This is a genomic window from uncultured Comamonas sp., assembly GCF_964277875.1.
Taxonomy (GTDB): domain Bacteria; phylum Pseudomonadota; class Gammaproteobacteria; order Burkholderiales; family Burkholderiaceae_C; genus Comamonas; species Comamonas sediminis.
In genome coordinates this window covers 42002-68353 of record NZ_CAXYJV010000035.1, presented here as the reverse complement: position 1 = coordinate 68353, position 26352 = coordinate 42002, and the positions used below count along the sequence as shown (strand labels likewise).

General features: G+C 64.9%; 23 protein-coding genes. 4 read left to right on the top strand and 19 right to left on the bottom strand.

The window, feature by feature from the left end; translation table 11 throughout:
• Positions 1 to 89: 89 nt before the first annotated feature.
• The 4 genes from ACHWUQ_RS12855 to guaD all read right to left on the bottom strand — a co-directional run bounded on the left by ACHWUQ_RS12855 (position 90) and on the right by guaD (position 4797).
• The gene (locus ACHWUQ_RS12855) at positions 90 to 1541 is read right to left on the bottom strand and encodes a DEAD/DEAH box helicase (RefSeq protein ID WP_394681373.1); all 1452 of its coding nucleotides are present in this window, start codon (positions 1539 to 1541) and stop codon (positions 90 to 92) included.
• A 185-nt stretch (positions 1542 to 1726) separates the two neighbouring features.
• Complete coding sequence (locus ACHWUQ_RS12850; protein WP_239809064.1) at positions 1727 to 2602, bottom strand: neutral zinc metallopeptidase; 876 nt, start codon at positions 2600 to 2602, stop codon at positions 1727 to 1729.
• A 223-nt stretch (positions 2603 to 2825) separates the two neighbouring features.
• A complete protein-coding gene (dcd, locus tag ACHWUQ_RS12845) occupies positions 2826 to 3392 on the bottom strand; it encodes a dCTP deaminase (protein ID WP_394681372.1) in 567 nt (188 codons plus the stop codon).
• 103 nt (positions 3393 to 3495) lie between these two features.
• The gene (guaD, locus tag ACHWUQ_RS12840; RefSeq protein WP_394681371.1) at positions 3496 to 4797 is read right to left on the bottom strand and encodes a guanine deaminase; all 1302 of its coding nucleotides are present in this window, start codon (positions 4795 to 4797) and stop codon (positions 3496 to 3498) included.
• A gap of 281 nt (positions 4798 to 5078) precedes the next feature.
• On the opposite strand from guaD, the gene ACHWUQ_RS12835 reads away from it, so the two are divergent.
• The gene (locus ACHWUQ_RS12835) at positions 5079 to 5543 is read left to right on the top strand and encodes an HIT family protein (protein ID WP_133857827.1); all 465 of its coding nucleotides are present in this window, start codon (positions 5079 to 5081) and stop codon (positions 5541 to 5543) included.
• Between the two features lie 50 nt (positions 5544 to 5593).
• Here the strand turns inward: ACHWUQ_RS12835 and ACHWUQ_RS12830 are convergent, their stop codons facing one another.
• From ACHWUQ_RS12830 to ACHWUQ_RS12785, 10 genes are all read right to left on the bottom strand, one after another.
• The gene (locus ACHWUQ_RS12830; RefSeq protein WP_239809067.1) at positions 5594 to 6643 is read right to left on the bottom strand and encodes an adenosine deaminase; all 1050 of its coding nucleotides are present in this window, start codon (positions 6641 to 6643) and stop codon (positions 5594 to 5596) included.
• A 1-nt stretch (position 6644) separates the two neighbouring features.
• Positions 6645 to 7634: an aromatic ring-hydroxylating dioxygenase subunit alpha gene (locus ACHWUQ_RS12825; RefSeq protein WP_239809068.1), complete on the bottom strand. Its 990-nt coding sequence runs from the start codon at positions 7632 to 7634 to the stop codon at positions 6645 to 6647.
• 134 nt (positions 7635 to 7768) lie between these two features.
• The gene (locus ACHWUQ_RS12820; protein ID WP_239809069.1) at positions 7769 to 8917 is read right to left on the bottom strand and encodes a BMP family ABC transporter substrate-binding protein; all 1149 of its coding nucleotides are present in this window, start codon (positions 8915 to 8917) and stop codon (positions 7769 to 7771) included.
• A gap of 209 nt (positions 8918 to 9126) precedes the next feature.
• Entirely contained in the window at positions 9127 to 10275 is a 1149-nt protein-coding gene (locus tag ACHWUQ_RS12815; RefSeq protein ID WP_394681370.1) for a BMP family ABC transporter substrate-binding protein, read from the bottom strand.
• A 78-nt stretch (positions 10276 to 10353) separates the two neighbouring features.
• Positions 10354 to 11274, bottom strand: coding sequence for an ABC transporter permease (locus tag ACHWUQ_RS12810; RefSeq protein WP_021027743.1), 921 nt, complete (start codon positions 11272 to 11274; stop codon positions 10354 to 10356).
• Positions 11274 to 12356, bottom strand: a complete 1083-nt coding sequence (locus ACHWUQ_RS12805; protein WP_394681369.1) for an ABC transporter permease — start codon at positions 12354 to 12356, stop codon at positions 11274 to 11276. The genes ACHWUQ_RS12810 and ACHWUQ_RS12805 overlap by 1 nt, the downstream gene beginning before the upstream one ends.
• Entirely contained in the window at positions 12349 to 13938 is a 1590-nt protein-coding gene (locus ACHWUQ_RS12800) for an ABC transporter ATP-binding protein (protein WP_394681368.1), read from the bottom strand. The genes ACHWUQ_RS12805 and ACHWUQ_RS12800 overlap by 8 nt, the downstream gene beginning before the upstream one ends.
• A 62-nt stretch (positions 13939 to 14000) precedes the next feature.
• Complete coding sequence (locus ACHWUQ_RS12795; RefSeq protein ID WP_312413399.1) at positions 14001 to 14948, bottom strand: LysR family transcriptional regulator; 948 nt, start codon at positions 14946 to 14948, stop codon at positions 14001 to 14003.
• A gap of 172 nt (positions 14949 to 15120) precedes the next feature.
• A complete protein-coding gene (locus ACHWUQ_RS12790; RefSeq protein ID WP_312835413.1) occupies positions 15121 to 17187 on the bottom strand; it encodes a diguanylate cyclase domain-containing protein in 2067 nt (688 codons plus the stop codon).
• Between the two features lie 305 nt (positions 17188 to 17492).
• Entirely contained in the window at positions 17493 to 18110 is a 618-nt protein-coding gene (locus tag ACHWUQ_RS12785; protein ID WP_239809074.1) for a Crp/Fnr family transcriptional regulator, read from the bottom strand.
• A gap of 289 nt (positions 18111 to 18399) precedes the next feature.
• On the opposite strand from ACHWUQ_RS12785, the gene ACHWUQ_RS12780 reads away from it, so the two are divergent.
• Positions 18400 to 19422, top strand: a complete 1023-nt coding sequence (locus ACHWUQ_RS12780; RefSeq protein ID WP_394681367.1) for a porin — start codon at positions 18400 to 18402, stop codon at positions 19420 to 19422.
• A 128-nt stretch (positions 19423 to 19550) separates the two neighbouring features.
• Here ACHWUQ_RS12780 and ACHWUQ_RS12775 read toward each other — a convergent pair whose 3' ends face one another.
• Both ACHWUQ_RS12775 and ACHWUQ_RS12770 read right to left on the bottom strand, forming a co-directional pair.
• Entirely contained in the window at positions 19551 to 19829 is a 279-nt protein-coding gene (locus ACHWUQ_RS12775) for a PsiF family protein (protein WP_312461494.1), read from the bottom strand.
• 177 nt (positions 19830 to 20006) lie between these two features.
• Positions 20007 to 20711: a YebC/PmpR family DNA-binding transcriptional regulator gene (locus ACHWUQ_RS12770; protein WP_239809076.1), complete on the bottom strand. Its 705-nt coding sequence runs from the start codon at positions 20709 to 20711 to the stop codon at positions 20007 to 20009.
• Positions 20712 to 20932: 221 nt separating this feature from the next.
• Between ACHWUQ_RS12770 and ACHWUQ_RS12765 the strand changes: the two genes are divergently transcribed.
• Positions 20933 to 21307 carry a hypothetical protein gene (locus tag ACHWUQ_RS12765; RefSeq protein WP_394681366.1) on the top strand — a complete coding sequence of 125 codons (375 nt, stop codon included), beginning with the start codon at positions 20933 to 20935 and terminating at the stop codon, positions 21305 to 21307.
• 67 nt (positions 21308 to 21374) lie between these two features.
• Positions 21375 to 22226 (top strand): glutamate racemase, encoded by an 852-nt coding sequence (murI, locus tag ACHWUQ_RS12760; protein WP_394681386.1) that lies wholly within the window; start codon positions 21375 to 21377, stop codon positions 22224 to 22226.
• Here murI and ACHWUQ_RS12755 read toward each other — a convergent pair whose 3' ends face one another.
• From ACHWUQ_RS12755 to ACHWUQ_RS12745, 3 genes are all read right to left on the bottom strand, one after another.
• Complete coding sequence (locus tag ACHWUQ_RS12755; RefSeq protein WP_394681365.1) at positions 22227 to 22775, bottom strand: YgjP-like metallopeptidase domain-containing protein; 549 nt, start codon at positions 22773 to 22775, stop codon at positions 22227 to 22229.
• A gap of 89 nt (positions 22776 to 22864) precedes the next feature.
• Positions 22865 to 23494 (bottom strand): DUF6806 family protein, encoded by a 630-nt coding sequence (locus ACHWUQ_RS12750; protein ID WP_239809080.1) that lies wholly within the window; start codon positions 23492 to 23494, stop codon positions 22865 to 22867.
• A 485-nt stretch (positions 23495 to 23979) separates the two neighbouring features.
• Entirely contained in the window at positions 23980 to 26142 is a 2163-nt protein-coding gene (locus tag ACHWUQ_RS12745; protein ID WP_394681364.1) for a hypothetical protein, read from the bottom strand.
• Between the last annotated feature and the right edge of the window lie 210 nt (positions 26143 to 26352).

Genomic DNA, 26352 nt, shown 5'->3' with positions numbered 1-26352 from the left:
TCCGACGCGTCTGCGCAGCGATGGCCAACAAGGTTCAAAAAAAGGCCTCAGCGGTCAGCTGAGGCCTTGGTCCATCGACGTTATCGCGATTATTCAGAAGCAGGCGAGGGCTTGAACAGCGCAGCCACCTTGCGGCGCGGTTTGATGCCGGGGCCGCGTGCCGGCGCTGGCTTGGCGTTTGCATCCCAGGCCGCAGGCTCGGCCGCCTTGGGCTCGTAAGGCTTGTCAAAGAAGGGGTCGCGCGAGACCGGTGCCGGGCGGTAGCGCTCGCGGCGGTCCTGGCCTTCGTCCTCACGGGGCGCACGGCGGTCGCGGCTGCGGGAGCTGTCGCGCTCTCGGCCTGCTTCGCGCTCACGGCGCTCGCGGTTGCCATCGTTGAAACGCTCGCGCTGAGGCTGTTCGCCCAGCGCGAAGTTCTCCACGTCGATCTTCTTCTTGATCAGCTTTTCGATGTCCGACACATGCCGGGAATCCGCGTGGGAGACCAAGGTGACGGCCAGACCCGATGCGCCTGCACGGCCGGTACGGCCAATCCGGTGCACATAGTCTTCGGCATTGAAGGGCACATCAAAGTTGAAGACGGCAGGCACATCCTTGATGTCCAGACCCCGCGCGGCCACATCGGTACAGACCAGCAGATCCACTTCACCCTGCTTGAAGGCCTCCAGGGCCTTGAGGCGCTCGTCCTGGCTCTTGTCGCCGTGCAGCGCAGCCGCCCGCAGGCCTTCACGCTCCAAGGTGCGGGCCAGGCGCGAGCAGCCCAGCTTGCTGTTGACGAACACAAAGGCCTGGCGGATCTGGCGATCGCGCAGCACCTTGGTCAGCACGCGACGCTTGTCGTCATCGGAGGCGGCGTAGAAACGCTGCTCGACGGTAGAGGCGGTTTCGTTGGGGCGCGCCACCTCGATCGTGATCGGGTCTTGCAGGTAGCTGCCGGCCAGGCGCTTGATTTCGGGCGAGAACGTGGCCGAGAACAGCAAGGTAGTGCGCTTCTTGGGCAGGTAGGACAGGATGCGCTGCAGATCGGGCAGAAAACCGATGTCGAGCATGCGGTCGGCTTCGTCCAGCACCACATATTCGACCTGGTTGAGCACCGCGTTCTTGGCCTCGATATGGTCCAGAAGACGCCCGGGCGTTGCCACCAGGATTTCGACGCCCTTTTTCAGCTCCAGCGTCTGGGGCTTCATGTCCATGCCACCGAACACCACGGTGCTGCGCAGCTTGGTGTGCTTGGCGAACTGGGCAATCTGCTGGGCGACCTGGTCGGCCAGCTCACGCGTGGGCAGCAGCACCAGCGCACGCACCGGGTGGCGCGCGGGCGATGCCGAGCTGTTTTCGTGCACCATCATCCGCTGCAGCAGCGGCAGGGAGAAAGCAGCTGTCTTGCCCGTGCCAGTTTGCGCGGCACCCATGACGTCTTTGCCGGTCAGGACCACAGGGATGGCCTGCGCCTGAATGGGCGTCATGGATGCGTAGCCCATCTCGGAGATGGCTTTGGCCAGGGGCTCGGCCAGATGAAGGTTGGAGAAAGAATTTGTCATGTAAGCCCCCTATTGTCGCACTGCAGACAAATCGGCGCTTGGTTTAACCCTGTCATGGCTTACGGATTCGCTCAGCCGCAGTGCAAAGCCTGGCAGACCAGCGTAAGTGCGGGCGCCAGGCAAGGCATTTCCGGGTATCGCGGCGCAAGGGCCGAGCCCGGTTTTTGCGGGCTGGGCCCGGCGCATCAGAGGCTACCGGCCTGGAAGGTATCGCAGGACTGGACGCTGCCGGTCTTGTAGCCCTGGGTGAACCAGCGCACACGCTGGGCGCTGGAGCCGTGGGTGAAGCTGTCAGGGCGCACGGTGCCGGTGGCCTCGCGCTGCAGCTTGTCGTCACCGATTTGCTGCGCAGCATTCACCGCCGACTCGATATCGCCCTGTTCCAGCCAGCTCTTGGCCTGCTGCGAATGGTTGGCCCAGATGCCGGCATAGCAGTCGGCCTGCAGCTCCAGGCGCACCGACAGCGCGTTCTGCTCACGCTCGCTGACGCGCCCGCGCATCGCATCGACCTTGCCCGAGATGCCGAGCAGGTTCTGCACATGGTGGCCGACCTCATGGGCCACCACATAGGCGCGCGCAAACTCACCGGGCGCGCCCAGCTGGCGGCTCATGGTGTTGAAGAAATCCATGTCCAGGTAGACCTTCTGGTCGCCGGGGCAGTAGAACGGCCCCATCGCCGATTGGCCGGTGCCGCAGGCGGTGCGCGTGACGCCCGTAAACAACACCAGCCGGGGCGCACGGTACTGGGCGCCCCCCTTGGTGAAGATGTCGCTCCAGACATCTTCGGTCGATGCGAGCACCGTGGAGACGAACTTGGCACCCTGGTCATTGGCAGGTGGTGCCTTGGCCGGGCCTTGCTGCGTCGGCGCGGGCGAGCCGCCCCCGGAGAGCACGCCGATGGTGGTGAGCGGGTTGATGCCGAACACGCCCCAGCCGATCAGCGCCAGCACGACGGTGCCGATACCAATGCTGCGCCCGCCCAGGCCAAACCCTCCGCCCCCACCGCCACTGCCGCGCTGGTCTTCCACATTGCTCGATTCGCGGTTGCCTTCCCATTTCATGGTCGCTCTCCTCGCAGTGCCCTGGCACTGACTCTGTTATTGATCCGCCTACAGTAGCGCATTTGGCGGGGTGCCGTCCGTAAGACCGGCCCCCAATCTGGCAGAAAATCCCGGACCGGCACTGCCATTGAAGAAAATTTGCAAAGCCCTGGCCCGCACTGCAGCGCCCGCGTAAAAAAGCCACTCCGGATGGGGAGTGGCTTCTGGGCATGGGCGCGCGTCATCAGGCCCTGGGAAGGGTGACGCCGTGCTGGCCCTGGTACTTGCCATTGCGGTCCTTGTAGCTCACCTCGCAAGGCTCGTCCCCTCGCAGGAACAGCACCTGCGCGCAGCCCTCTCCCGCGTAGATCTTGGCCGGCAGCGGCGTGGTGTTGGAGAACTCCAAGGTCACATAACCTTCCCACTCGGGCTCGAAGGGCGTCACATTGACGATGATGCCGCAGCGCGCATAGGTGCTCTTGCCCAGGCAGACGGTCAGCACATCGCGTGGAATGCGGAAGTACTCGACGGTCCGGGCCAGCGCAAAGCTGTTGGGCGGGATGATGCAGTGGTCGCCTTTAAAATCGACAAAGCTCTTTTCATCGAAGTTCTTCGGGTCGACCACGGTGCTGTGGATGTTCGTGAAGACCTTGAACTCTCGGGCGCAGCGGATGTCGTAGCCGTAGCTGGAGGTGCCATAGCTGATGATCTTCTTGCCATCGACCTGGCGCACCTGGCCGGGCTCGAACGGCTCGATCATGCCGTGCTGTTCCGCCATGCGGCGAATCCACTTGTCGCTTTGAATGCTCATGTCTGAATAACTCCTAGGCGGCATTGTAGCGAAAGGCATGGCCCCAGCGGGCGGCATGTACAGCTGCCCTGGGGCCTGTCCCTCCACCAATGCGGCACCAGGATCAGCCGGCTTTCTGCGCAATATGGCTGCGCTCGATTAGGCGGTCGTCGCCCAGCACGATCAGGCTGAACAGCAGCTCCTCGAGGTTACGGGCTTGGGCCGTCTTGCGGGCAATTAACGGCGTGGCCTGGGGGTTGAGCACGACAAAGTCTGCCTCGCAGCCGGGCTGCAGGTTGCCGACCACGCCCGGCAGGCCCAGCGCCTTGGCAGCACCGGCCGTGTGCTGCCACCACAGATGGCTGGGGGCCAGCGACAGGCCCTGCTTGTCGCGCCCCTCGCGGCCGACAAAATAGGCAGCCAGCATCGTGCGGAAGGGGCTGAAGCTCGTGCCGCCGCCGACATCGCTGGCCAGCCCGTACAGCATCTGCGCCGCGTCGGCCTTGGCATAGTCAAAAAAGCCGCTGGCGAGAAACAGGTTGCTGGTCGGGCTGACCGCAGCGGCTGTACGGGTCTCGTGCATCAGCGCGCGGTCGCGGTCGTCGAGGTGGATGCAATGCGCATAGACGGCGCGCTCGCGCATCAGGCCCCGGTCCGCATAGACCTGCAGGTAGCTGCGGCTGTCGGGGAAGAGCTCGCGCACCCAGGCCATCTCGTCCAGGTTCTCCGCCACATGGGATTGGATCCAGACATCGCTGTAGCGCGCCGCCAGCTCGCCGGCACCGCGCAGCTGGGCATCGGTGCTCGTGGGTGCAAAGCGCGGCGTGATCGCATAACCCAGGCGGTCCACGCCATGCCAGCGGCGGATCAGCGCCTCGGTGTCGATCAGGCTTTGCGCGGTCTCATCGCGCACGCCGTCGGGCGAATGGCGGTCCTGCAGCACCTTGCCGGTGATCAGACGCATCTGGCGCTTTTGCGCTTCGGCAAACAGCGCATCGGCCGATGCCGGGTGCGAGGTGGCAAAAGTCAGCGCGGTGGTCACGCCGTTGCGCAGCAGCTCATCGACAAAGAAATGCGCGACTTCGCCCGCATAACCGGCATCGACAAAGCGCGACTCATGCGGAAAGGTGTAGTCGTTCAGCCAAGGCAGCAGGCCGCTGGCGGGCGAGCCGATCACATCGGTCTGCGGGTAGTGGATGTGCATGTCCACAAAACCTGGCGCGATGATGCGGCCCGGCAGGTGCTCCACCACGGCCTCGGCACCGGCCTGGGCCAGCAGCGGGGCAGACAGCGCCTGCCAGCTGCCTGCGGCCAGCACCCGCTCGCGGCCATCGGCGCCCGGCGCCACGGCCAGCAGGCCATCTTCTTCATACAGCGCCTGGCCATCATCGGCAAAGCGCAACAGGGCGGATCGGTAAATATGCATGGCGCCAAGCTTAGCGGCTGCCAAGGCTTGCCGTTATATAAGCTCAGCAATAGTTTCTATGCGCGGATACAGGGCTGTTGGCCGCGCCAGCTTCGGGCGGCGTGCAACACGGGCATTGCGCTGACAGCAGGCATATCGTTAACCAGGGAAAACCCCAGTCTCAGACGCATGCGCAGGTCATCCCTGCGGTCTATAGTGTTTGTTTTACCTGTTGGTTAAAACAGTCTGCGGCGCTGCCAAGACAGCGCCCGCTGCACCATTGCAAGGAGGAAGCCCGTCCCATGCCGCATTTTGTTGATCCGTCCCCTGCCGGTGTCTGCATTTTCTGCCGAATCGTGCAAGGAGAAATTCCCTCGGCCAAGGTGTATGAAGACGCCTTGACGATTGCCTTCATGGACCTGGGCCAGGTCAACCCCGGCCATGTGCTGGTGGCCACCAAGCGCCATGCGGCCAATATCTTCGAGATCACCGACGAGGAATCGGCCGCTGTGATGCAGACCGCGCGCAAGGTGGCGCTGGCTGCCAAGATCGCTTTCGAGCCCGCAGGCCTCACGTTGCTGCAGGCCAACGGTGTGGAAGGCGGCCAGACCGTTGCCCACTTCCACCTGCATGTGGTGCCCCGCCATGCCGACGATGGCGTGAGCTTCAGCTGGCCGCGCAAGGAGCCCGGTGGCGCGGTGCTGGAAGGCTATGCGCTGCAGCTGCGCAATGCGATGCTGTCGGAATCGGTGCCCGTGGCAGCTTAAAGCCACCACCCACCCAAGAACAAGGGCGCCTCATGGCGCCTTTGCTGCATTTAGCGCTGGCGGGCGGCCTCGGCAAAGGCCATCTGCAGCTGGCCCAGCCAGGCCTGCTTGCGGGTGGCTGGCACAAAGCTGGCCTCAAAGCTGTTGGCGGCCAGCTGGTAGGCCTCGTCCGAACCCATGCCGGTAGCGGCAAACAGCTGCACGAAGTTCTCGTTGATATAGCCGCCAAAATAGGCGGGGTCGTCTGAATTGACCGTAGCCACCAGGCCGGCAGCCAGCAGCTGCGGCATGTTGTGGTCGGCCAGGTCGGGGAAGACTTGCAGCTTCTGGTTGGACAGCGGGCAGACGGTCAGCGGAATGCGTGCGTCGCGCAGGCGCTGCATCAGTGCGGCATCGTGCACGGCTTGCACGCCATGGTCCACCCGCTCGGCATGCAGCAGGTCCAGCGCACCCCAGATGTAGGCGGGTGGCCCCTCCTCACCGGCATGGGCCACGCGGCGCAGGCCCAGGTCCTTGCAGCGGCTGAACACGCGGGCAAACTTCTCGGGCGGGTTGCCGACCTCGCTGCTGTCCAGACCCACACCGCTGAAGTGGGCGCGGTAAGGCAGCGCTTCTTCCAGCGTTTGCAGCGCTTCTTCTTCGCTCAGGTGGCGCAGAAAGTTCAGGATCAGCTGCGAGCTGATGCCCCAGCGTTTTTCCGCATCCACGCAGGCCCTGTGCAGGCCCTGGATCACATCGGCCATCGCCACGCCACGGGCGGTGTGCGTCTGCGGGTCAAAGAAGATCTCGGTGTGCACGACGTTGTCGGCTACCGCGCGCTCCAGGTAGGCCATGGCCATGTCGTAGAAGTCCTGCTCGGTCAGCAAGACACTGGCGCCCGCGTAGTAGATGTCGAGAAAGCTCTGCAGGTTGGTGAAGGCGTACGCTGCGCGCAGGCTTTCGACATCGGCATACGGCAAGGCCACGCCATTGCGCTGGGCCAGCGCAAAAATCAGCTCAGGCTCGAGCGAGCCTTCGATGTGCATGTGCAGTTCTGCCTTGGGCATGGCGCGCAGCAGGCCGGGCAGACGCGCAGCCTCGATTTGTGGGACGGTGTACATCTCAACACACTCCAAAAGTGACGCCACTGGCCTTGAGGTAGCGGCGGTAGGCCACCGACATGCGGTCGGCCGGTGAGTTCAGCTCGGCCTTGGCATCGAGTGGCAGCGGCTTGGGCATCTGGGACTCCAGCACAGGCTGGTCCTGGGTAAAGATCGTATGCTGAAACTGCTGCAGCTGTGCATCGGTGCTGTCGAAATCAGCCACCGCCAGGCGGAACCAGACGCGGCTGCGCTCCGGCGTGACCGGGCAGACAAACAGGCCAATCGCCTCGCGCCAGCCCTGCTTGCTCGATCCGCTCTCGGGCACCTTGGTCAGCAACGCCGTATAGGGTGCGGTCACCTCGTAGGTGTAGTCCACTTCGGCGGGCTTGGTCGAATGCAGGTTCGACTGGGGCTGGATCGCCTTGCAACCGGTGGCCTTGACGCCCCGCTCCGTGGCTTCCACCTCGTAGTGCGACATCTCGGTCGCATCGCGGCTGCCCAGCCAGCCCTCATGCACAAAGCCGAAGTGCGACATGTCCAGAAAGTTCTCGATGATGCGGGGCGCGCTGGCCTCCACATCGTAGGGCCCGCAGTTGAGCTTGCGCAGGCGGTCATCGGCCTCGGCCTCGAACACCGGCAACGGCGTCGCGGGCTGGCCGTCCGCATCGGGCGCCAGCTGCACCCACACCAGGCCATGGGCCTCTTGCACGCCATAGGAGGCGACGCAGTGCTTGGCGGGCGGCACAAAGGCAGGCACCGCCGGCACCTTCACGCACTGGCCGCCGCTGGCAAATTGCCAGCCATGGTAGGGGCACTCCAGCTGGCCATCCTGCACGCGGCCCAGCGACAGGCGGGCGCCACGGTGCGGGCAGCGGTCAACAAAGGCCTGCACCTGGCCTTGCGCATCGCGCCACAGCACCAGCTCCTGGTCCAGCAGGCGCACAGGCAGCGGTGCGCTCACCACCGCATCAGACAGGGCAACGGGGTGCCATTGTTGGGCTTCGATCATCGGGGAATCTCTTTGTATAAATGACAAGGCTGCCCTGGGGCAGCCTTGGGTCACGATGTTAGCACTGGCATAAAAAACACCTGTGCCACTCGCGTTTAGATCGGGCGTCGAACGTCGGGCGCAGTGCCCGCGCATCACTTGCCAGGAACCTGGCCTTCCACACCCTTAATGTAGAAGCTGATGCCCTTGAGGAATTCGTCATCGGCAACCTTGTCGGCAGCCAGGATTTCCTTGCCATCCTGGCCCAGGATGGGGCCCTTCCAGATGCTGAACGTACCGTCCTTCAGACCCTTCTTGACCTCTTCGACCTTGGCCTTGGCTTCCGCGGGCACGTCTTCGGCGATGGACACCAGGTCGATCGTGCCTTCCTTCACACCCCACCAGGTCTGGCGGCTGGTCCACTTGCCTTCAAGGGCGCTGCGGGTGGTGTCGATGTAGTAAGGCGTCCAGTTGATGATGGACGAGCCCAGGTGGGCCTTGGGGCCGTAGGCCGTCATGTCCGAATCCCAGCCGAAGGCGCGCTTGCCCTTTTCTTCGGCCGTCTTGAGCACGGCCGGCGAGTCGGTGTTCTGGAACAGAATGTCCGCACCGCCATTGATCAGGCTGGTGGCCGCTTCGGTTTCCTTCGGAGGGCTGAACCATTCATTGACCCAGACCACCTTGGTGCTGATCTTGGGGTTGACGCTTTGCGCACCCAAGGTGAAGCTGTTGATGTTGCGGATCACCTCGGGGATCGGCACCGAGCCCACCACGCCCAGGGTGTTGCTCTTGGTCATCGAGCCGGCGATGATGCCCGCCAGATAGGCACCTTCGTAGGTGCGGCTGTCATAGGTGCTGACATTGCCGGCCACCTTGTAGCCGGTGGCATGCTCCCATTTCACATCGGCAAACTCGGGGGCCAGCTTCTGGATCACATCCATGTAGCCAAAGGTGGTGCCGAACACCAGCTTGTTGCCCTGGCTGGCCATGTCGCGCAGCACGCGCTCGGCGTCCGCACCTTCGGGCACACTTTCGACAAAGCTGGTCTGGATCTTGTCGCCAAACTCCTTCTCCAGCGCCTTGCGCGCCTGGTCATGCGCATAGGTCCAGCCGCCGTCGCCCACCGGGCCGACGTAGGCAAAGGAAATCTTCAAGGGCTCGGCAGCAGGCGCAGCGGCCGCTGGAGCAGCAGCAGGCGCCGGCGCGGGCGCCTCCTCCTTCTTGCTGCAACCCACCACGGCGGCAGCGGCCAGCGCGGAGAGCGCGGCGACCTTGATCAGCGAACGCTTACGGAAATCAGTCATCTGTGTGTCCTCGAATGTTGTTGGAATGTCGAGCTGTACAGGCCACCGGGCCGGCCTGCAGCGGGTAGAACATCGCCCGGCCAATATATGCATAAATCGGGCCAGGTTCCAGCAGCAGCCACCCGCCGCGCTGCACTGTTGTTGGTTGGCCAGCAGGCCCGGCGCAGCACGCCAGCCCATGCTGGCGTGACCGGGCACCGCAGCCCCGCTTACTTGGCGCCAGGCACGGCCCCTTCGATGCCCTTGACGTAGAAGTTGATGCCGCGCAGGAACGCATCATCGCCCACCACGCCACTGGCCAGCACTTCCTGGCCCTTGTTGTCCACGATCGGGCCGGTCCAGACAGCGAAGCTGCCGTCCTTCAGGCCTTGCTTGACCTTCTCGACCTTGTCCTTGGCTTCCTGCGGCACCTGGTCGGCGATCTTGACCAGGTCCATCGCGCCTTCCTTCACGCCCCACCAGAAGTTGCCGGACTGCCATTTGCCAGCCAGGGTGTCCTCGACCACCTTGCTGTAGTAAGGCGTCCAGTCGATCACGGCCGAGCCCAGGTGGGCCTTGGGTGCGAAGGCGCTCATGTCGCCGTCCTTGCCAAAAGCGTAGACGCCGCGCTCTTCGGCGGTCTTGAGGACGGCCGGCGAGTTGGTGTTCTGGTACATCACGTCCACGCCGCCGTTGATCAGGCTGGTGGCCGCTTCCGACTCCTTGGGCGGTGCGAACCATTCATTCACCCAGACCACCTTGGCCTGGATGCGGGGGTCCACGCTCTGCGCGCCCAGCACAAAACTGTTGATGTTGCGCACCACTTCCGGAATCGGCACCGAGGCGACCACACCGACGGTCTTGGTCTTGGTCATCGAGCCGGCCACGATACCGGCCAGATAGGCGCCTTCGAAGGTCTTGCTGTCATAGACCGCGACGTTGTCCGCCTGCTTGTAGCCGGTGGCATGCTCAAACTTCACACCGGGCAGATCGGCGGCGGCCTTTTGCACAAACTCCTGGTAGCCAAAGCTGGTCGCAAATACAAGCTTGTTGCCCTGGCCCGCCATGTCGCGCAGCACCCGCTCGGCATCGGCCGACTCGGGCACGCTCTCGACCATCGAGGTCTCGATCTTGTCGCCGAACTTCTGCGCAATCGCCTTGCGCGCCAACTCGTGCTGGAAGGTCCAGCCGCCGTCGCCAATCGGGCTCACATACATGAAGCTGACCTTGAGCTTGTCGCCGGCGGGAGCGGCGGCCGCCGGCGCGGGCGCCGCAGGAGCTGCGGGCTCTTCCTTCTTGCCACAGGCAGTCAGCGCTGCCACAGAGAGGGCCGACAGGCCGATCAGCTTGATCACGGAGCGCTTGCGCACGGTTTGCATGGATGAATCCTTGGTTTTTATGAAAAATGAACGAAAGCCGGGCCGTTGTTATCGTTATGGGCGCGTGGTGACATGCGCTTATGAACCCGGGTAGAAAGGCTTGCCCAAAGAGGCAGGCATATTGGCGCGAATCCAGGTCGGATTGCGCGAGATCAGCACCAGCACCACGATCGTGGCCAGGTAAGGCAGCATCGACAGCAGCTGGCTGGCCAGTTGCACGCCGCTGGCCTGCAGGTGGAACTGCAACATGGTCACACCACCGAACAGGTAGGCGCCCAGCAGCACCCGTGCGGGGCGCCAGGTGGCAAAGGTGGTCAGCGCCAGCGCAATCCAGCCCCGGCCCGAGACCATGCCTTCGACCCACAGGGGGGTGTAGACCGTCGAGATGTAGGCACCAGCCAGGCCGCACATCGCGCCGCCGAACACCACCGCCATCAGGCGGATGCGGCGGACCGGGTAGCCCAGCGCATGGGCGGAGGTGGGCGATTCACCGACGGCACGCAGCACCAGACCGGCGCGGGTGCGGTAGAGGAACCACATCATCACCAGCACCAGCGCCATCGCGCCATACACCAGCGGATGCAGCGTGAACAGCGCCGGGCCCAGCAGCGGGATATCGGCCAGGCCAGGGATCGCGTACTTGGGCAGGCTGGGCAGCTTGGCCTGCACGTAGGACAGGCCCACAAAGGCCGAGAAGCCCGCGCCAAACAACGACAGTGCCAGACCGGTGGCGTACTGGTTGGTGTTGAGCCAGATCACCAGCACGCCAAAGATGGCGGCCAGCACAGCGCCCGCGAGCATGCCCGCGCCAAAGCCCAGCCAGGTGCTGCCGGTGTGGACCACCGTGGCAAAACCGGCGATGGCCGCGCACAGCATCATGCCCTCGGCACCCAGGTTGACGATGCCGGCCTTTTCATTGATCAGCAGGCCCAGCGCGGCCAGCGCCAACACGGTGCCGGCACTCAAGGTGGCGCCCAAAAGCAGTGCATAGGATTCCATCACAGGCCTCCCTTCACTGCGGCGCGCGATGCCACCCAACGCAGGCGGTAGACGACCAGGGTGTCACAGGCCAGCAACGTGAACAGCAGCAGCCCCTGGAAGACGCCGGTCAGGGCCTTGGGCAGACCCAGGCGCGACTGCGCCAGCTCGCCGCCGATATAGAACATGCTCATAAGAATCGCGGAGAAAACCATGCCCACCGGATGCAGGCGGCCGACAAAGGCGACGATGATGGCGGCAAAGCCGTAGCCAGCGGGCACATAGGGGGTGAGCTGGCCCAACGGGCCGGCCACTTCCAGCGCGCCAGCCAGACCAGCGGTGGCGCCCGAGATCATCAGCGCCGTCCACAGCGCCTTGCGCGACGAGAAACCGGCATAGCGGGCCGCCGACGGCGCCAGCCCCCCCACCTGCTGCGCCAGCCCGGCACGGGTGCGGAACAGGTAGACCCACAGCAGCGCCGCACCGGCCAACGCGATCAGCACGCCGATGTTCATGCGCATGCCTTGCACCAGTTTGGGGATCTGGGTGATCTTATCGAAGCTCTTGGTCTGCGGGAAGTTGTAGCCCATCGGGTCCTTCCAGGGCCCGTAGACCAGGTAGCCCAGCACCAGGGTCGCGACATAGACCAGCATCAGGCTGACCAGAATCTCGTTGGCATTGAAGCGGTCGCGCAGCCAGGCAACGATGCCGGCCCAGACCATGCCGCCGAGCATGCCGGCCAGCAGGATGACGGGCACGATCCAGGGACCGGTGTTCTTGTCGGCCAGCAAGGCCATGCCGCCCGCAGCCACGGCGCCGATGACGAACTGGCCTTCGGCGCCAATGTTCCAAACATTGGAGCGGAAGCAGACGGCCAGACCCAGCGCAATCAGCAGCAGCGGCGTGGCCTTCATCGTCAATTCGCCCAGCGCATAGCCGGACTTGATCGGTTCCCAGAAAAAGGCCTGCAGGCCCTTGACGGGGTCCTTGCCCAGCAGCACGAACAGGCCCACACCGATCAGCACCGTGATCAGCAAGGCCAGCACCGGTGAGCCAAAGGTCCAGAAGCGCGAGGCCTGCGGGCGTTGCTCCAGCTTAAGCATGGTGGCGGCCCTCCTCGGCAGCAACCGCAGCAGCCGGGGCAGCACTGCGGCCATCCCAGAGTCCACTCATCCATTCGCCGATCAGCTGCACCGAGGCATCGGCCCGCGCCACCGATGGCGACAGGCGGCCCTTGGCGATCACATGCAGGCGGTCACTGATTTCAAACAATTCTTCCAACTCCTCACTGAGCACCAGCACGGCGCAGCCTGCATCGCGCAGCGCCAGGATTTCGCCCCGGATCTGCGCGGCCGCGCCCACATCGACCCCCCAGGTAGGCTGGGAGACGATCAGCAGGCGGGGCTTGGCATCGATCTCCCGGCCCACGATGAACTTTTGCAGGTTGCCGCCCGAGAGCGACTGCGCACTTGCATGCGGCCCGCCGGCCTTGACGCCAAAGCGCGCAATGATGCCGCGTGCCATCTGGTCGAGCTGGCCCATGCGCAACCAGCCGCCGGCCCCCAGCATTTCGTTGCGCGTCAGCACCAGGTTATGCGCCAGGCTCATGCTGGGCACGGCGCCCCGCCCCAGGCGTTCTTCGGGCACAAAATGCAGGCCCAGTGCACGGCGCTGGCCCGGGCCCATGCGCCCCATTGGCGTGGTATCCATCAACACGGCCTGGGGTTCGGCGCGCATGTCTTCGCCCGAGAGCGCATACATCAGCTCCTTCTGGCCATTGCCGGAGACGCCGGCAATCCCGACCACCTCGCCGGCGCGCACCTGCAGCGAAATGCCGTCAAGATCCACGCCAAAGGGGTCCTGCCGGGCCAGGCGCAGCTGCTGCACCGCCAACACGGTTGCGCCCGCCTGGCTGGGGCGCAGCTCCAGCATCGGCGGCTCGGCGCCAATCATCAGCCGCGACAGTGAGGCATTGCTTTGCGCGCGTGGGTCACATTCGCCGGTCACCTCGCCGCCGCGCATCACCGTACAGGCGGTGCACAGCGCGCGGATTTCATGGAGCTTGTGGCTGATATAGAGAATGCTGCAGCCCTCGGCGGCCAGCTTGCGCAGCACGATAAACAGCTTCTCGACCGCCTGCGGCGTGAGCACCGAGGTCGGCTCGTCAAGGATCAGCAGCCGGGGCCGGGTCAGCAGGCCCCGGATGATCTCCACCCGCTGCATCTCGCCCACCGACAGGCTGTGCACCGGGCGCACAGGGTCGATGTCCAGGCCATATTCACTGGCCACCTCGGTGATGCGAGCAGTCACTTCCGCCAGCGACATGCGCTTGTCCTGGCCCAGCCAGACATTCTCGGCGACGGTCAAGGTATCGAACAGGCTGAAATGCTGGAACACCATGCTGATGCCCAGCTGGCGCGCCTCCTGCGGGTTGCGGACCAGTACCGGCTGGCCATCGACCAGGATCTGGCCCTCGTCGGGCTTGACCGAGCCGTAGATGATCTTCATCAACGTGGACTTGCCAGCGCCGTTCTCGCCCAGCACGGCGTGGATTTCCCCGGCCCGTACTTTCAACGATACTTTGTTATTGGCTACAACCGCTGGGTAGCGCTTGGTGATGCCGATCAGCTGTAACCGGGGTGCGGCCGCACCATCGGTTGTCGGTGTCGGGGTCTGTTCTGTCATGGGCGGCAATTGTCCCTCAAATTGTTACCCGAGCGCGGGATAAAACGCGAAGATGCACTCACTCACGGCGAATAGGCCACCGGGCTTCGCAGCGCCAGAGCGGTTTTTTTCAGGCAGCTGCGCAGCCAGATGGCCGCCTCGGAGGCATGGCTGCGCGCATGCCAGAGCAGGTAGTAGTCGAGCGGCGGCAGCGCCAGTGGGCACTCCAGGATCGCCAGCGCATGCTTGTCGGCAAAGCGCTCGCAGAACTGGCGTCCCGTGGTCAGCACAAGCAAGCTCGATGCCACCATCGCCGGGATCGCACTGAAATGGGCGCAGCGCGCCATGATGCGCCGCTCCACGCCCAGCGCATCCAGCCGGGCGTCGATGATGCCGCGCGCGCCGGGGTGGGTCGCCGTCGGTGCAATGTGCTCGGCCTGCAGCCAGGCCTGCACATCCCAGCCGCGCCGCACTGCTGGATGGCGGCGGCTCACGAGGCTCACCACCTCGTCGCTCATCAGGCTGGTCATGTGCAGGTCTCCGGTAGGCTGCAACCAGTTGCCCACCACCACGTCGATGTCGCCATTGGCGAGCTGGGCGTGGTAGTGCGTCTCAGGCGACAGCGGGTAGATCTCGACCACGCACAGCGGCGCTTCTGCCTTGATGCGCGCCACCAGCGCCGGCAGAAACAGCGGATCGAAGTAATCACTCGCTGCAATGCGAAAAGTGCGGGTCGCCGTCTGCGGGTCAAAATCACGTGCATCACTGAACAGGCCTTCGGCCGCGCGCAGGATCGCAGCAGCGGGCTCGACCATGCGCTGGCCCTTGTCGGTGGGCATCATCGCCGCACCCGAGCGCACCAGCAACGGATCGCCGGCCAGATCGCGCAACCGCTTGAGCGCGGCAGACACCGCCGGCTGGTACATGCCCAGCCGCAAGGCCGCCCGCGAAACGCTGCGCTCGGTCAGCACCGTGTGCAGCACCCGGATCAGGTGCAGGTCAATCTTGTCAAACAGGGCTTGGTCGCGCATGCGGGTGTGGGGAACGTGTGCAGGATCTCTACACTGCCGTGTGGCGAGATCATCGATACATTCTCGAAATGTGGACATTCAAGCTTATCAGCCGAGGCCGGCCAGCCATCCCGGTTGTTACCCCAAGCTGTGGCGACAGCCCCTCAGTGTCCCGCCCACGCAGCCCTTCCCTTCAGGCTGCCTTGGCCTCGCGCCAGCAGGCGCGGTTGCCGCCCTGGCGTTTGGCGCTGTAGCTGGCCATGTCGGCCGCGCGCACCGCCTGCAGCGCATCGGCAAACGAGGCATCGATCTGCAGCAGCCCGATGCTGACGGTGACGACAAAGTGCTTGCTGCGCAGCTGGGGCTCCCAGTTCTGCAAGGTGTCGCACAGCTGGGCAGCCAGCTCATGCGCCTTTTCACGGCTGCACTGGCGCAGCACCAGTGCGAACTTGTCGCCTGCCACGCGTGCCGCATAGCCCTGGAAGGGTTGCAGCAGCTGCAGCTGGCGTGCCACATGCTGGAGCACCAGGTCGCCCTGGGCATGGCCGGCCAGGGTATTGATGGCCGACATGTTGTCGACATTCACATAGAACAGCACCGGCGCGCTCGGGGACGACTCATCGAGTCCCTGGCGCCGCGCCTGCAGCAGGGCCGTCAGGTGCAGCAGCAAGGCATCGTAGTTGGGCAGCAGGGTCAGCTTGTCCATGCGGCTGGGCGACTGCGCGGCCACCCGGGCCTGGCCGGCGCGCACAAAGCACCAGCGCAATTCCGGTCCTGCCTCGGCAATGTTCACCAGATGCAGGCTGACCATGACCGGCGCCCCTGACTGGTGGCGCAGCACCACGCTGGTCTCGGCACTGCCCAGACGCTCCAGATCCGGTGCCAGCTGCTCCCAGGCCAGGTCAAAGTCCTGGTCGGCCATCGCCAGCATGCGCACCGGCTGGCCTTGCAGATCCTGGCGGCTGTAGCCCAGCAGATGGGCCAGCGCCTGCGACACCTGCTGGATCTGGTCTCCCTGCAGCAGCAAAAAGGAAAATCGCGCATATGCGAGCACGCTCTCGGCCAGCTGCTGCTGCTGGCGCAACTGCTCGGACAGCGAGTCGCGCTGCTGACCCAGCTCATGCAGGTGCATGCCCATGCGGTCAATCTCGTCCGGCAGCGGACCGCTTGCCGAGTCCGAGGCATCCACGGGCCCGGAGGCGAGCGCCAGTACCGGCGCAGGCGCCACGGGCAGCGGCGTCTGGGCGACCAGCTGCTTGAAGCGCCGGCTATGTCCCCACAGCCACAGCCAGGTCAGTGCCGCCAGCGCCACCGGCAGCAGCAGCAACCACCACCAGCTGCGCCACTGCCGCCCCCAGCTTTGCAGACTCTGGTCATGCGGCATCACGCGCACCACCAGCCAGCGGGCCGCAGGCATCTGCGCCACGCTGACGACATGCGGCGCCAGCCACCAGGAATGGGCGGTCAGTGCGCCGCCGTTGGCCGTGCGCTCGCGCCACAGCTGCAGCGCTTGCGCCAGCAGACTGTCGCTGTCGGCCGGGCCCAGTACGCGGGTCGGGTCCGGGTGGGAGATGAGCACACCGCTGGCCGTCATCAGCACCAGCTGTCCGCTGTCGGGCGGTGTGATCGCCAGCGACACCGGCAGCAGGCTTTGAGACTGCAGGCGCAGCACGCCGGCCATCGCCCCCTGCACGGCGCCCTGCTTGTCGCGCAGCGGAATGCCCAGCGCAATGCTGGGCCCGCCGGAGGCACTTCTGAAGGGCTCGGACACGAGGGGTTTGCCATCGACGATGACCCGGCGCAGCACGTCGCGCTCTGCAGGCTCCACCGCCTCGTCGCCCTGGCCCGCGTCGCGCACCTGGCGCCTGACCACTTCGGCGCCGCGCGCAAACACCAGGCTGTCGAAGTAGCGGGTGGCCGTGCCGCCCTGGTCCAGCAGCGGCGGCGGCTGGGACGCCGGACCCTGCACCCAGGGTGCGGCAGCTTCGGCGAGGGTGCCGAGCACCTTCTGGCTTTGCTCGAGCTTGCTGCCCATCAGCCTGGCGAGCATCTCGGTCTCATCGGCCTGCTGGGCCGAGAGCTGGGTAATGACGGTCTGCTGGCTCGCGTGGATCGCCAGCCACTGCACCAGCGCCGTGCCCAGCAGCACCATCAACGGCACCACCACCCAGAGCCGCCACAGCCAGGGTCCGGCCGTCTCGCGCAGGCCTTCTGCCGCAGGGGGAGGATCGGGCTGCCAATGCACCTGCCGGCCATCCATGCCGCGCTACCTGGCCACCACGATGGCGGAAACCAGAACCCGGCAATGGCAAATAACAGACTCTGGCATGTGGCGCCTCCTTTCAGCTGCGCACATGTTCGCTGTTTAGCTCCTGCGCCGGTATCGGGAAAAGACCGGACGGAGGAAACCCGGGTTACACAGGGAGCGGGTGAAGCCCCGCTGCCGCAGCCGGACCCGGCGAGGCTAGCGGTGAAGACGGAGCACCGCAGGCAGCACACGCCTGCGACAAGGCTGGGCGCGGCCGGCCAGCCAATGCGGTGCCAGCGTTGGGGAGATGGCTTGAACTAGGCCTTGGCCAGCTGGCGCAGCGACTCGGGCTGCGGCAGCCACAGATTCTTGCCCAGGCCGTCGAGCAGGCCCTGGTCGCGCAGCTGGCGCAACACGCGCGAGAGCGTCTCGGGCGCAATGCCCAGATGTGCAGCGATCTGGCGCTTGGACTGCCCCAGTTGCACCCGCAAGCCCTTGTCGGCGGGCTCGGCATGCAGCAGCAGCCACTCGGCGCAGCGCGCCACCGCATCCTGCGCCACCCGGCTGACCGCCAGCGCCGCCTGCTGGCAGTAGCCCTGGGCCATGCTGGCCACCAGGCCCTGGGCCTCTGCCGGCCATTGCAGCAGGGAGCCGCGCAGTTGTGTCACCGGCACCGCCCGCCATTGCACGGCGGTCTGCGCCACCATGTCCACCGCGCAGGGCTGGCCCGCCAATGCAGGGGCGGCGTCCAGCCAGCAGGGGCCCTCCATCACGCCCAGCAGGTGGCGCATGCGCCCCTCTTCCTGCACACCAAAGGCGACCGAGCCTTGCTCCAGGTACAGCACATCCACCAATTGCTGGTGGCGCTGACGCAGCAAGGCACCCGCGCCGGCGCTGATCGGGGCAAATTCATCCAGGCAGAGTAAGTCAGGCATGGCCCGCACTTTGCCGCGAATGGCGCAGCCGCACATTGAGCTACATCAATGCTCTTCCCACGCAGTCCAGAAAAACCCGCCCTCCGCCGCTCGCCATCGCACTAGCCAACGACCGGCGGCACTACCTATTCGAAAACCATATAGGCCCGATATGCGGCGTGCACGCCACACCTCGGGTCTTTACCAGCGCTTTTTTCCGCCTTTGGCACACATATTGCTCAGGGAGGTCGGCACTGACTTCACAATTCACCGCTATCACAAATTCACACGCTTGTAACAAAGGACTGCCATGAACAACAAACTGCTCGCCCTGGCCGTGATGGCCGTCTGCGCCTCCGCGGCGCAGGCCCAATCGTCGGTGACCGCCACCGGCCTGGTCGATATGTATATCGGCTCGATGAAAGCTCCCGGCGATGACGGCCGCACCTCTACCTTGGGCAGCGGTGGCATGACCACCTCCTGGTTCGGCTTCAAGGGCACCGAAGACCTGGGCGGCGGCCTCAAGGCCAGCTTCCTGCTGACCAGCTTCATGCGCGCCGACACCGGCACGCCCGGCCGCTTCAATGGCGACGTCTTCTGGTCGCGCGATGCGCTGGTGTCGCTGTCCGGCGATTTTGGTGCCGTGACCCTGGGCCGCACCGTGGCGCCCAACTTCGTGCCATCGATCTCGATGAACCCCTTTGGTGATTCCTTCACCTTCTCGCCGCTGGTGCTGCACCAAAACGTGTCGCTGTTCAACAAGAGCGGCTGGCAGAGCAGCAACCCCTCGGACACCGGCTGGAGCAACCAGGTGATCTACAGCACGCCCAAGGTCGGCGGCTTCAGCGGCAACCTGCACTACCAGTTTGGTGAACAGGCCGGCCAGGGCGGCAAGAACAACATCGGTGTGAACGCCACCTATGCCAACGGTCCTTTTGCCATCACCGGCTTCTATGAAGACGTGGACCTGAGCAACCCCGTGCCCGCCGTGCTGGCCGAGAACCACCGCAACTGGATGCTGGGCAGCAGCTATGACGCCGGTTTTGTGAAGGCCTATGCGACCTATGGCCAGACGACCGGCAAGGACACCGACTTCAAGATCAAGACCGCCAGCCTGGGTGCCACCGTACCGCTGGGCGCCACCAGCCGCATCCTCGCCGGTTGGGCGCACAGCAAGCTGCAAGACAGCAATGCCAAGCGTGACACCGTCTCCGTCGGCTACAACTACGACTTCTCCAAGCGCACCGACGGCTACGCCATCGTGATGTACGACAAGGTCAAGGACTTTGGCAACGGCACCAGCTTTGGCGTCGGCATTCGCCACCGCTTCTAAGCGGCTCGTGTAGCGAGCCGTGGTGCCTTGGGGCCCACAACGCAAAACGCCAAGCATCTGTGCATGCTTGGCGTTTTTTCTTGCCGCTTGGGCAGACCCCGCGCATCAGCGCCGGAGCGGACAATGGCTTACTTCTTCAGGCACTCGCTCATGAAGGCCTTGCGCTCATCGCCCTTCTTGCCGGTAGCCTCCACATTGCAGGTCTTCATGCGTTCCTGCTGGCGCTTGCGGCCGTCAGACAGGCAGCTGGACATGAACGCCTTGCGTTGATCGCCCTTGAGCTCCTTGGTCTTGGCCTCGGTGTTGCAGGTGCCCATCAGCTGCTGCTGGGCCGTGGGGGTCTTGTCGGCTGCCAGCGCAAACTGGGATGCCAGCGCGATGCTGGCGAGGACGATGAGTTTTTTCATGGTATGGGCTCTTATCTAAACTGCGCCGACGACCAGCGCAAGCGAATTTCGGCATATCTGGCCCGGCGTGTCAATGGGCAGATGATGAAGAAGCGCAAACTGCCTACGACCGTCTCACAAGCGCCCATAAAAAAACGGCCTGCGCGGCCGTTCCAGGAGTGTTGGCACAGACTGTGATCAGTCCACCAGGCCCACGTAGATGTTCTGCACATCGTCGTCATTTTCCAGGCCGGCCAGGAAGGCTTGCACCTCTTCCTGCGCCTCGGCGGGCAGGCTGCCCATGCTGACGGGGTTCTTGGCCTTGTAGCCCAGCTTGGCCGACAGCACCTTGATGCCCTGCTCGGGCAAGGCCTTGCTGACGGTGTCCAGGTCCGAGGGCTCGGTGATGAACAGGGTCACGCCCTCTTCTTCGGCCGGCTCGAAATCCTGCGCACCTGCTTCAATGGCAGCCAGTTCCACATCGGCGCCGTTCTCAGCTTCGCCTTCCACCATGCCCACATGGTCGAAGTCCCAGGCCACGGCGGTCAGTTGGCCCTTGCGGAAGCACACGCGCATATTGGGTGCCGTGCGGTTGGGGTTGTCGGTCAGGCACTCGACCATCACCGGCACGCGGTGCGGCGCATAGCCCTCGAACAACACGGTCGAGTAGTTGACCGCATCGGCGCCAGCGCCCGAACCCTTCTTGATCGCACGCTCCAACGTGTCCTTGGGCATCGACGCCTTGCGGGCTGCTTCCACAGCCATGCGCAGACGCGAATTGCTGGCCGGGTCACCCCCGCCCAAACGTGCCGCGACCGTGATTTCCTTGACCAGTTTGCCAAAGAGTTTTCCCTTGGCATCAGCGACCAGCGCCTTGCCCTTTGCTTTCCATTGCGCGCCCATGGCTGCGTTTTCCTAGTTGTTGGTTGGGCAGCAGCGGTCGCTGCTGGCAACAATGCCGGGCAAAGCCCAGATTGACAGGGCAAATTTATACACCGCCGCCCAAGGCTGTGCTGGCCATAAGGGGAAATTCCTGCCAAAAAACCTGGGGCATCGATGCGGTCAAACGCCGCCAGGGCGCGGGCTGTCAAGCTGCGGCAACCGTTCATGGGCACAATACCGAGATGTCTTATTTACAGCGACTTTGGCGATGGACCCAGGCCCAGCGCACGCCCCTGCTGTGGAGCCTGGGCGGCCTTGCGCTGTCCTTTGCCACGCTGGGGCTGCCGGGCTTTGCCAGCTATGCGCCTGCCGAGCAGCTCTTTGTCTGGGCCGGCGATGGCGCGCTGCTCGATGCCATCCAGGGCGACAGCCTCTGGCCCATCCTCATCTCGGCGAGCTTTTTGCAGGCCTTGCTGATCACGCCCGCGCATTGCCTGCTGCAGCGCTGGCGGCCGGGCCTGCCGCGCTGGCCCCATGTGCTGGGCGTGGCCATGGGGGTCTGGCTCACCAGTATTGTCTGCACCTGCATGATGCTGCTGGCGGCGGCCGGTGCATAAAAGCTGCAGCCTGCCTACAATCACGGCGCCCGCTTCTTTTTCCAGAGCCCTCACCGTGCACGCCTCCATGCCCAGCCCCCTCTCCCCCATTGGTGTTTTTGACAGCGGTATCGGCGGCCTGAGCGTGCTGCGCGCGCTGCGCGATGTGCTGCCCGATGAGCAGTTCGTCTATGTGGCCGACAGTGGCAATGCCCCTTACGGCGAGCGAGGTGACGCCTTTGTGCAGCAGCGCTGCGCCCACATCACGCAGCAGATGCGCGAGCGCCATGGCATCAAGGCGCTGGTGATTGCCTGCAACACGGCGACCGCAGCGGCCATCGAGGGCCTGCGCGAGCAGCACCCTGGCCTACCGATCATCGGTGTGGAGCCCGCCCTCAAACCCGCCGCTCAGTACAGCCAGACGCATGTGGTGGGCGTGATCGCCACCCAGGGCACCGTCACCAGCAGCCGCTTTGCCACCCTGCAGGCTGCGCATGCCACGCAAACCCGCTTTGTGGTGCAGGCCTGCAACGGACTGGCGCGCGCGATTGAAGACAGCACCCGGCCCGGGCGCGGTGCGGCGGCCGATGCCGCGCATATCCAGAGCCTGTGCCAGACCTACCTGGCCGCCATGGGCGCCTTTGGCACCCAGCCTGGCCAGATCGACACCCTGGTGCTGGGCTGCACCCACTACCTATTTGCTGCCGATACCCTGCGCGCGCTGGTGGGCGACCAGGTGCAGCTGATGGACACGGCCACGCCGGTGGCCCGCCGCACCTATAGCCTGCTGCATGCCACCGGCATGCTGCGCAAGCCGGCGCAGGCACCTGGTGCCGATGAGGCCTTCAGCCTGTTGACCACCGGAGAGCTGGCCGCCTTGCAGTATGCCGCCGGCCAGTGGCTGGGTCTGCCGCCACAGGTGTGCCGGGCCGCTGACTGATCAGCGGGCACCGTCCGCCACATCAGCCGCTACCTGCCACAGCCGGTGGCCGCCCTGGTCCAGCCAGGTCAGGTACAGCCGCACCTCCAGTTCCAGCTGGTGGTAGGACGGCTCCATGTACTCGCATAGCTGGTAGAAGGCCTTGTTGTGGTCGGACTCGCGCAGGTGCGCAAGCTCATGCACGGCGATCATCCGCAAAAAGGCCTCGGGCGCATGCTTGAACAGGCTGCCAATGCGGATCTCATGGCGCGACTGGGTCTTGCCGCCATGGTTTTTGCCGGTACGCACATGGATGCCCAGCGCCTGGTAGACCAGTTGCAGCTTGCTGTCATACACCACCTTGGCCAGCGCCGCGCTGTTGCGCATGTGCTCGCCCTTGAGGCCCATTACATAGGCATGCAAGGCCTTGTCCGAGCGCATCTGGTGCGGCTGCGGATGGCGCTGCAGCAGCCACTGGCCCAGCTTGCCCGATTGCACCAGGCTGCCCGCCTGCTGCTGCAAGCTGGCGGGGTAGGACTGCAGATAGGGAAGCAGGACGGGGCTGGACATGAGGGGCAAGGCCAATAACAAAGGCAGCACAGCGGCTGCCTTGGGGTGAAACACGGGAAGCGCTGCGCTGTGGGCAGCGCAGCCGATGGTCAATGCAGGTGGCGCGGGCGGCGTCCGCCGCCGCCATGGCCGCCGCCGGGGCCACCGGTGCCACGGGGTGGCTTGCCGATCTCCAGCGAATCGACCAGCGCATCAAAGCGCTGGCTGAACAGCTTGTCGATCTCGCCCACCACACCGACGAGCTCGCCGGCATCGAAGTGGCGCTCCATCGTGCTGACCACATCCTGCACCAGCATGTCGCGCTGCACCTGCATGATGGCCGCCGGTGTCGGACCGACAAACAGCATCATGAAGTCATCGCGCGACTCGGCGCTGCGGTCCTGCTCCTCGTCATCGAACTCGGCGTCGTAGAAGGTGACCTCGATCGCTGCGCCCTGGTCGGCCAGTTCGTTGAGGTTCATGCACATGTCGTCCAGCGACTGGCGGAAATCATCGTCGCCACGCACGGTCCAGCACATCTGCAGCACATGGTCCTTGGGCTCGAACAGAATGCCGGGCTCTTCCTCATAAGCGCTCTCCGCGCCATCGACCAGCGACTTGGCGCCCGCGTAGCCCCACAGCGGTTTCAAGGCCTCTTGCAGCTGGTCAAAGCCGACATCGGCACGCAGCAGCACTTGTCCGTGGACATGGATCTCAAAGGGTGGGTTGTAACTGGGCATGTTCTGTACCTTCCTAAATGGGGGCTGTCCGCTTGCGCTGGCCAACCCCACGCCTGATGACACGGCACGCCGCATCGCTCTGCACAAGCCGCCAGCCCCCCACCTGCAGCGGGCCGGGCTGGCAACTCTCCATGCGCCACCCACCCGAGCGGCGCAATATCCACAATATCGGACATTGTGCCCGGTTTGTCGATCTCAGACGAAGAAAAAGCCAGCAGGATGCCTGCTGGCTGGCGCCCGATCCCCGCGCCACCAAAAGCGGGGGATGCGAAACGGTCTCCTTCGCTGCCGACATGCTTCGCATTGCCCGGCCAGCGTCTGGGGCATAGGCAATAAAAAACAACGGTTTGCAGGATATTTCTGCGAAACCGTTGCTCTGTGGTGCCTTGCGCTCAGGCATTTTACCAGTTCCGGCCTGGGGCCCGGTGCTGGAGGGTCGGAAGCCACCGCTGTGCCTTGCCAGGCCTGCGGTGGCGCCCTCGGCCTCAGTCGCCCGCCTGCACCATCTCGCCGTTGGTGTCGGTCACCCGCACCACGGTGATAACCGGTGCATCCTCCGCGTCTCCCACAATGCCGGTGCTGGCGCCGTAGAAGCCCGCAACAAAGCGGAAGGCCGGTGCGCCCGCAGGGCCTGTGCAGCGGAAGTTGTACTGGCGCAGCACTTCGGCGACACAGACATAGCCCGAGTCCGTGTCGATCACCGAGTTGGCGTCACGGGTCTGGAAGCGGAAGATGCGGCTGGGTATCGCCGTACTGGCCGACAGCAGCACCCACGAGCCGCGCAGCGACTGGGCCGAGCCCTTGTTGACGCCGTAGTAGAAGCGCTCGATCTGCACAGGTTGCTCACCGGGGAAGGCCACGGTGCCCACCGATGGCGCGCTGAAATGGATCGACTTGGTCAGTCCCGCATCCGCCTTGAAGCGCGCCACCGCTGCCGGGCCGCCAAAGTAGCGCCCGCCCTGGTACTGTACGGTCGGCAGATCAGGCGTGTTGGGCTCCGGTGTGGTGGAGGCATCGTGCGCGCCCAGCAGGCTGTGGAAGGTCGCCTGGCCATCGCTCTCGTAGTTGTACACCGACATGAACAGCATATGGTCCTCAGCGTTCGCGGGCTTTTGCAGCTCGATCGAAATACCGCGCCCAGGCAGACCGCGCAACTCGCTGCTGACGACCCAGGTGCCCGATTCTGGGGCATAGCCCGGCGCGTAGTAGCTGGTGCGCACATTCTGGTTGTTCTGCCGGGTGTAGGCGGCGCGCGCCACGCGGAAGCCCACCAGGCGCCGCGCCTCGTCGCCACCTTCGCGCACGGTGCCGCTCAGCTGGTCGACACCGCGCTGCAAGGTCAGCGCCACGGGGCCACCACTACCCGCGCCCCCTGCGCGATTGCCTGCGCAGTTGAAGACCAGCCCCGAGCCACCATAGCTGCACTGTGCCAGCACATGGCCGCTCAAGGTCCCGCCAAAGCCGTGCACGGTGGTTGCGGCGGTTGGCGGATAGGGCCAGGTGATCGCGGCAGTGGTCAGCGCTTCGCTCATCGCGACCTGCTCGCTGCTGCCAATGTCAGCCCACCAGCTGCGCACCGGCTGGTTGTTGCTGTTGAACTCGACCATGGCCCAGCGATCGACAAAGGCCGGGTCGGAGAAGACGCCGGCTGGCGTGCCCTCATAGTCGTAGCGCTGCATGGCCTTGACTGGCTCGCCGGGGAACTGGATCGTGCCCCTGCTGCGGCTGGTGAACGTGATCACCACATTACCCGGGCTGCCCGCTTCATGGCCATCGCGTTGCTCGCTGCCAAAGAAGCGCCCGCCTTCATAGAAGTACAGCGGCGCGGTCACCGTGTTGTCGTGCAAGGTGCCCAGTGCGGTGTGGAAGGTCGGCGCACCTGATTGGCGGTAGTTGTAGACCTGCATGAACAGCACGCCATCCTGGATGTCGATGCCCATGCCACGCCCTGGCTCGCCATTGAGTTCATCGCTGATGATCCAGGTCCCGCTCTGCGCGGCAATCAGCGTGGTGGGCAACTCGCCGCTGGGGTCCGAGGTCTTGTTCACTTCGCGCGTGCTGCTACCGGTATTGCCAGCATCATCGGTCTGCGAAGCGGTGACCGTGACAGACCCCTTGGGCAACGCACCCACCTGCATGCCCGGTGCCGTCCATGTCCCGTTGACACAGGCCACCGTCACCTTGATCACCCCGACACTCACGGTAACCAGGCCATCACCGGTGGTGCAGGTACCCGAAGGGCTGTAAGCGTTCTGGTTCGAGGTGTCGATGGTCGGCGCGGTGCTGATCGAGACCGCCGGTGCCGTCGTGTCCTTGACCGTGTTGAGCGAGCCGGAGATGACGGTGCCAGCGACGGTCTGCGAGGCTTTCACGACCACCGTGCCCTCTGGCAGGCTGCGCACGTCCACACCGCTCGTCACCCAGGTGCCGGCGTTGCAGGCAGCCGTGCTGTTGACACTGCCGATCGCCACGGTCACCGCACCGCCAGAGGCGCTGCAGGCACCGGAGACACCGCCATAACTGGCCTGGTTGCCACTGTTGATGCGGGGCGCGACCACCACGGTCACTACAGCGGCCGTGCTCTGCTTGCTGGTCGCGCGGCTGGCACTGCCGGTATTGCCTGCAGCATCGGTTTGCATCGCAGTCACGGTGACAGTACGGGGAGAGGGAAAACAGGCGCTGGAGCCGTCTCCAGCCTGCGGCGCCTGACATGTCTGACAGCGCCTTCCACCGTCAAATCAAGGCGCCGGCTTACAGCAGCGGTTACATACTGGCATAGATTCAATGCCGATTTTGCAACATCGCGTCAGCCAGGCGCCCCCGCACACCCTCGCCATTACCGCGACCGCCACCCGGCT